The organism is Synechococcus sp. R55.7, from assembly GCF_047461955.1.
Taxonomy (GTDB): Bacteria; Cyanobacteriota; Cyanobacteriia; order Thermostichales; family Thermostichaceae; genus Thermostichus.
Genome location: NZ_JANSIC010000096.1, coordinates 1 through 6,628, shown reverse-complemented (window position 1 = coordinate 6,628; position 6,628 = coordinate 1). Strand labels below are relative to the sequence as shown.

3 protein-coding genes are annotated in these 6,628 nt (G+C 56.6%); 1 reads left to right on the top strand and 2 read right to left on the bottom strand.

The features are described 5' to 3' along the window. Positions 1-399 precede the first annotated feature (399 nt). Positions 400-4,980 (top strand): GAF domain-containing protein, encoded by a 4,581-nt coding sequence (locus NW820_RS06755; protein ID WP_414407047.1) that lies wholly within the window; start codon positions 400-402, stop codon positions 4,978-4,980. Between the two features lie 182 nt (positions 4,981-5,162). Here the strand turns inward: NW820_RS06755 and NW820_RS06750 are convergent, their stop codons facing one another. Together NW820_RS06750 and NW820_RS06745 are read right to left on the bottom strand one after the other, a co-directional pair. Continuing rightward, positions 5,163-5,333, bottom strand: a complete 171-nt coding sequence (locus tag NW820_RS06750; protein ID WP_011432158.1) for a chlorophyll a/b-binding protein — start codon at positions 5,331-5,333, stop codon at positions 5,163-5,165. 62 nt (positions 5,334-5,395) lie between these two features. Continuing rightward, on the bottom strand, positions 5,396-6,460 hold the full coding sequence (locus NW820_RS06745) for a spermidine/putrescine ABC transporter substrate-binding protein (protein WP_148202683.1): 1,065 nt from the start codon (positions 6,458-6,460) through the stop codon (positions 5,396-5,398). Positions 6,461-6,628: the final 168 nt, after the last annotated feature.

Genomic DNA, 6,628 nt, shown 5'->3' with positions numbered 1-6,628 from the left:
GCTGTTGGTGCCCTTATATCCCAAGCACATCCCAGTTTTCCAATCCCCCAGCGCTACCCCCAGTGCTCCATCGATGCTCAGAGCTTTTACCAAACTGTCTTGGAGTTTTTGCATGACTGAGAGTATTCCCCCTTTACAAAGCTCGTCGCTCTATAGTAGGTCTTCCGTTGAGAAATTTCAACTCGAAGCTTGCTTAATTTGCAGGAGCTAGAGTAGCTGACGCAGGCGTGGTGAAAATGTAGCGAACTGAACCAACGGGAAGCTGGTTTGGGGATCGGATCCCTGTAGCTTCCGGTGGAGAGGCTTGGAAGTTATGCTGGGGTTACCTCTTTTACCTTGAGACTATCGACCTCCGAGATCGGTGGATCGGGATCCCTTTCTCTCCGCTTAGTTTGACCTATGCCTAAGGCCCCCCTCCCTCCCAACGAAGAGCAGCGGCTGGCTGCCCTGCGGCAGTATCAGATTCTCGATACGGCACCTGAAACTGCCTTTGACGAACTCGTGCGGCTGGCTGCCCACATCTGCGGCACGCCCATTGCTCTGGTCAGCCTTATCGACGAACACCGCCAGTGGTTTAAAGCCAAATTCGGCGTCGATGTGCAGGAGACCCCACGGGATGTGGCCTTCTGCGCCCACGCCATCTTGTCGCCTAAAGAGCCGCTGGTGGTGCCCGATGCTACCCAGGATCCGCGCTTTGCCGACAACCCGCTTGTTACGCAAGAGCCCCACATCCGCTTCTATGCTGGCATCCCTCTGGTAACTCCAGAAGGGCAAGCCTTAGGCACGCTTTGCGTTATCGATTATCAGCCTCGGCACCTGACCCCAGAACAACTGGAGCAATTACAAGCCCTGGCCCATCAGGTGGTGGCCCAACTGGAGCTGCGCCGTACTTTGAGGGAACTGGCTCAGACGCCTCTGCTGCCTAAGTCGGGGGATACTAAACCTGCCCGCAAAAACCGCTTTCTCCTCAAAGTTACCGCCGGTTTTGGCCTGGCTGCCTTGCTTTTGGGCGGGATCACCTACTCAGCTCAGCGGAATGCCTCTCAACTGCCGCAGCTTACAGAACGAGTGGCCCACACTCTAAAAGTGATCCAAAACTTGGAAGGATTGCTGGCGGAAACCCGCGCCGCCGAAGCCGGTCAATATGGTTATCTTCTGACCAATAATCCTCGCTATCTCAGTGAGTACCAAGCCAGCCTTGAAGCCACCTCCACCCATCTGCGCTTGTTGAAAGAGCTCACTGCTGACAACCCCCTGCAGCAAGAGCGCCTGAAGCGCCTAGAGCTGCTGGAGCAACGGCTACGAGTCATCCAAGACTTGATCCGGCTGAGGGAGCAAGAGGGGCTACCTGCCGTTCAGGAAGCTCTAGAAAGCAGCGAAGGGCCAAGGTTAATGGAGCAAATTGTCGAGTTGATTCGGGTGCTGCAGCAGGAGGAAAATCGCCTTCTGCAGCAACGCAGCCAGGAATTTCAGTTTGCCTGGGTTAGAACCAATCTCATTGCTTTTGGCGGGCTCATTTTTACTTACCTGGTTTTGGCCTCGGTTTACTTCCTCATCCGCCGGGAGACTGCCGAGCGAGAAGAGGCAGAACGATCCCTCAAGCAAGAGCGAGATTTTACCAACGCGGTTATTGATACAGCAGGGGCGCTGGTGGTGGTTCTGGATCCAGAAGGGCGTATCCTGCGCTTCAACCGCGCTGCTGAGCAGCTCTCTGGCTACTCGCTGGCAGAAGTTAAGAACCGGCTGCTGTGGGATTTGGGTTTGATCCCGCCGGAAGATGTGCCTGGTGTGAAGCAAGCTTTTGAACAGCTCAAGGGCAATCATTCCCTCTTTTTGAATCGCCATGAGAATTTTTGGCGCACCAAGCAAGGGGCACTGCGGCTTATTTCTTGGTCTAACACCGCCCTAATCAACGCTGCCGGCGAGGTGGAGTTTGTCATGGGCACCGGCATCGACATCACCGACCGCAAGCTGGCGGAGCTGGCCTTGAAAGAAAGCGAAGAGCGCTACCGGGATCTCTTTGAAAATGCCACTGACCTCATCCAAAGCGTGGATGCTGAAGGGCACTTTTTATATGTCAACCGCGCTTGGAAAGAGACCTTGGGCTATGACGAAGCTCAGGTCTATCAGATGACCCTCTTCGACATTCTCCATCCCGACTGCCGAGAGCACTGCCAGGCTCTTTTCCAGAAGCTTCTATCGGGGGAGAAAGTAGAGAGAGTAGAGACAGCTTTCCTCACGGCCACTGGTGAAACTGTTTGGTTGGAGGGCAATGTCAACTGCCGCTTTGAAGATGGAGTGATGGTGGCTACGCGAGGCATCTTCCGCAACATTACCGAGCAGAAGAAAGCGGCAGAGGAATTGGAGCGGCAAAACCGCCGGGCTCAGTTGCTAGCCAATCTCAGCTTGAAGATCCGCGAATCTTTGGATATCGCCGAGATCCTAGAGACGGCGGTAACAGAAATCCAAGCCCTGCTCAAAGCCGACCGAGTCTTGGTCTACCGCTTCCAGCCGGATGGCTCCGGGATCATCTCCAACGAGAAAACTCAGCCGGGGATCCCCTCGCTGGCAGGAGAGGTGATCGAGGATCCCTGTTTTCAGGAAAAGTACGCCCAGCTCTACAGCCAGGGCCGCGTTCGCGTTGTTAGCGATGTGGAAAGTGAAGGACTGGAGCCTTGTTACCTAGAGCTGCTGCAAAAAATGCAGGTCAGGGCCAACTTGGTGGTGCCGCTGTTTTTGGAGCAGCAGTTGTGGGGGTTGTTGCTGGCCCACCAGTGCTCTGGCCCGCGTCAGTGGCAGCCGTTTGAGATGGAGCTGCTGTCGCAGTTGGCTAACCAAATTGGCATTGCCCTCACCCAGGCAGCCCTTTTGGAACGGGAGAGAAAGCGCAGCCTGGAGCTGGAGCAGGCCCGCAAAGCAGCAGAGCAGGCTGCACAGGCCAAAAGCAGCTTCTTAGCCACCATGAGCCACGAGATCCGCACCCCCATGAACGCGGTGTTGGGGATGACGGGCCTGCTGCTGGAGACCCCCCTCAATGCAGAACAGCGGGACTTTGTAGAGACCATCCGCATCAGTGGCGATGCGCTGCTCACCCTCATCAACGACATCCTGGACTTCTCCAAATTGGAGGCCGGGGAAATGGAGCTGGAGATCCTGGATTTCGATCTCCGCTCGTGTCTGGAAGAGGTGGCGGATCTGTTTGCCCCCACTGCCCACGCCAAGGGATTGGAGCTGGCGGTGCTCATGCCACCGGAAGTGCCGCGCTACCTGCGGGGAGATGCCTCGCGACTACGGCAAATCCTCAACAATTTGGTAAGCAACGCCATTAAGTTCACCCACCAGGGGGAGGTGGTGATCCAAGCGGAGGTGCTGCAAGAAACCGCTACCCATGTCCACCTCAGGCTCTCGGTGAGAGATACCGGGATCGGGATCCCGGCGGCGGCGCAGAGCAAGCTGTTTCAACCGTTTAGCCAGGTGGATGCCTCTACCACCCGCAAATACGGGGGCACGGGACTGGGCTTGGCCATCTGCAAACAACTGACAGAACTGATGGAGGGAACCATCTCGTTGCAAAGCCAGGAGGGACAGGGCAGCACCTTCAGCGTCGAGCTGACCCTGGAGCGGCAGCCCTACGTCCAGCAGCTTGCCCAGCCTTCTGCTCGTGTCCCGGTGGATTTGCAGGGCAAGCGGCTGTTGGTGGTGGACGACAATGCCACCAATCGCAAGATCCTGCGCTGCCAGGCCACGGCTTGGGGAATGGTGGTGGAAGAGGCCGAAAATGCCTATCAGGCCATGGACAAACTGCGCCAAGCCGTTCGCGAGGGCAGACCCTTCCCCCTGGCCGTTTTGGATATGCAAATGCCAGAGGTGGATGGGGAGACCTTGGGCCGCTGGATCAAGGCAGATCCGCAACTGGCCGAGACGCAACTGGTGATGATGACCTCCCTGGGACTGGGGGAGCACTCCCGCCGCGCTGCCGAAATCGGCTTTGCTGCCTACTTGGTTAAGCCGGTAAAACAAAGCCGTCTGCAGGAGGCGTTGGCCATGGCCCTGGGGAAATCTTCTGGCCTCTCCACCTCTCTTTTGGGCATTGGCCCCCCTCTCTCTCAGACGACGCCTATGGCCGACCGACCCCAGCAGTCCCTGCGCATTTTGCTGGCAGAGGATAACCCCGTCAACCAAAAGGTGGCTTTGCGCCAGCTCGAGAGTTTGGGCTACAAGGCCGATGTGGTGGCCAATGGTCAGGAGGTGTTGGATCTCCTGCAGAAGGTCAGCTACGACCTCATTCTTATGGATTGTCAGATGCCGGTGATGGATGGCTACGAGGCCACCCGCCGTATCCGCCAGCAGGAAAGACTGGAGAAGGGATCCCGCCGTCGCGCCGTCATCATCGCCATCACGGCCAACGCCATGCAGGAGGATAGGGAGCGCTGCCTGCAGGCAGGCATGGATGACTATCTCAGCAAGCCGGTGCTGAAGGAAGATTTGGAAAGGGTGCTCAACCACTGGAGCCAGGTGATTGCCCAGTCTGCAGCAGGATCCTCCAATGGATCCGCTTCTAAAGCAGCCTCTCCAGCTTCCCCCGCCGAGAGCCGGGATCCCTCTTCTCCCACCCAGCCCTACCCCATCGACTCTGCCTACCTGGATCAGGTTTCCGGCGGGGATCGCGGGTTTCAGCGAGAGCTATTGCAGGTGTTCATCCAAGATTGCGAAACCCAGCTTCCGCAACTGCGCCAAGCCATTGCCGGTTACGACGCAGAAAGAATGCGGCGGATCGCCCATCGCCTCAAAGGAGCCAGCTCCAACGTGGGAGCTAATGCTTTTTGCCAAGTGGTTCGCGAGCTGGAACACTTAGGAGTGGCGCTGGCCCAGCAGGGATCCCAAGGTGATCATGAATGGGCACGGGCTCTGCAGGCCCCAGAAGACCTAGAACGCATCTTGGCTGATATCCGCCAGTACTTGCGAGATCTGGAAGGATAGATTCCAAAGGCTCGGCGCCGCTTCCGCGGCCACCCCCTCTCCCAGAGAGAGGGGAGTTAGGAAGCAATGCAGCAGAAATTTTCATGCCTGTTGCATTCGGAAGCGATGCAAAAGCCTGGCCGCAGCCAGGCCTGTAAAGATCTACAGCAAAGATCTACAGCAGTGTCTTGGGTCTACTGGGATTACATCAGGCCAATTTGAGAGAGGATCCCTTGGCCGGTCAGCAACTCGGTCGCAACGCCGATCACAAAGCCCAACATTGCCAAACGGCCATTCCATTTTTCGGCGAAGGTGGTAAAGCCAAACTTAGCTTCTTGGTTTTCCATGGTTCTAGCTCCATCAACGGGTGACATCTTTAATGTGGCTCAGATATTAAAAATTGTCAAGTTTTGTGTCGAGAGCTAACAAGGGATCCCTAGCTGCTTTTCACGGTTGTCCAGAGGGCGTCGATGAGGCGCAGCTCTTCCCCTGACAGCACTTTAAGGTAGGTGAGTTTGGCAAGGGCCTCTTCGTCAGGGTAGATGGCCGGGTTTTGCCGATCTTCTGGGTTGATCATGGGCAGAGCTGCAGCGTTGGGGGTGGCGAAGCGGTTGTGGTTGCTCAGTTGAGCGCCGACTTCAGCATCCAGGATGAAATTGATGAAGCGATTGGCCAGCTCGGGGTTGGGGGCCTGGGCGGGAATGGCCATTACATCCAGCCAAATGTGGGCACCCTCGCGGGGGACAAAATAGCCGATGTTGGGGTTTTCTTCGGCAGCTTGCAGGGCATCGCCGCTGTAGACGATGGCTACATTGGCCGTTCCAGAAACCAGTTGGTTTTTGCCCCCCACGCCCCCAATTAGGCCGGCACTGCGGCGCTTGGTGTCGATCAAAAGCTGCTGGATCTGCTGCAGTTCGGAGCGAACGGTGGTGTTCATATCGAAGCCCAGGTAAACGGCAGCAGCGCCGATCATGGATCGCATCTCATCGATCATCACAAAGGGGCCATACTGCTGCTGCGGGTCGAAAATCAATCCCCAAGAGCGTTCAAAGTTTTCGGGCAGGCGGTCTTTGCGGTAGCCAATGCCGGTGGTGCCCCACTGATAGGCGGCGGTGTAGGTGTTTTCTGGATCAAAGGGCAGGCCGACAAATTTTTCGCCCAGGTTGCTTAGGTTGGGGATCAATTCTTTGTTGAGAGGCTGCAGCAGTCCCAGCTCCAACATGTTGGGCACAATGTAGTCGGTGGGAACAACAATGTCGTACTGGCTGGTGCCTCCCCCCCGCAGTTTGGCCACCATGTCTTCGTTGGATTCGTACACGCTGACCAGCACGCGGCTATTGGTGGCTTTTTCAAAGGCGGTGAGGATGTCGGGATCGATGTATTCTGACCAGATGTAGAGGTTGAGAGTCTGCCTCTGGGCAGAGGTAACATGGGGCCAAAACAAAACCAGGACAAGCACACAGCAGAGTAGGGTTGTAGCCGAGGCAATCCACTTTTTCATGAGATTTCTCCGACTGTGAAAAGTTGAAAACATCGTATCTGCTTTCATCCCCCAGCCGGCTACACCCGCGGCTAGGGGGCACGCCTTGGGCAATCGCCAAGCCCCGCAAACTCCGGTTGAGGCTCGGGTACTCACCCTTGTTTCCAAGACAACACCCAAACGGTATCA

Bases quoted from the DNA above. Each gene is read 5' to 3' on its own strand.
- NW820_RS06755 (WP_414407047.1), top strand. From the start codon at position 400: ATGCCTAAGGCCCCCCTCCCTCCCAACGAAGAGCAGCGGCTGGCTGCC.
- NW820_RS06750 (WP_011432158.1), bottom strand. From the start codon at position 5,333: ATGTCACCCGTTGATGGAGCTAGAACCATGGAAAACCAAGAAGCTAAG.
- NW820_RS06745 (WP_148202683.1), bottom strand. From the start codon at position 6,460: ATGAAAAAGTGGATTGCCTCGGCTACAACCCTACTCTGCTGTGTGCTT.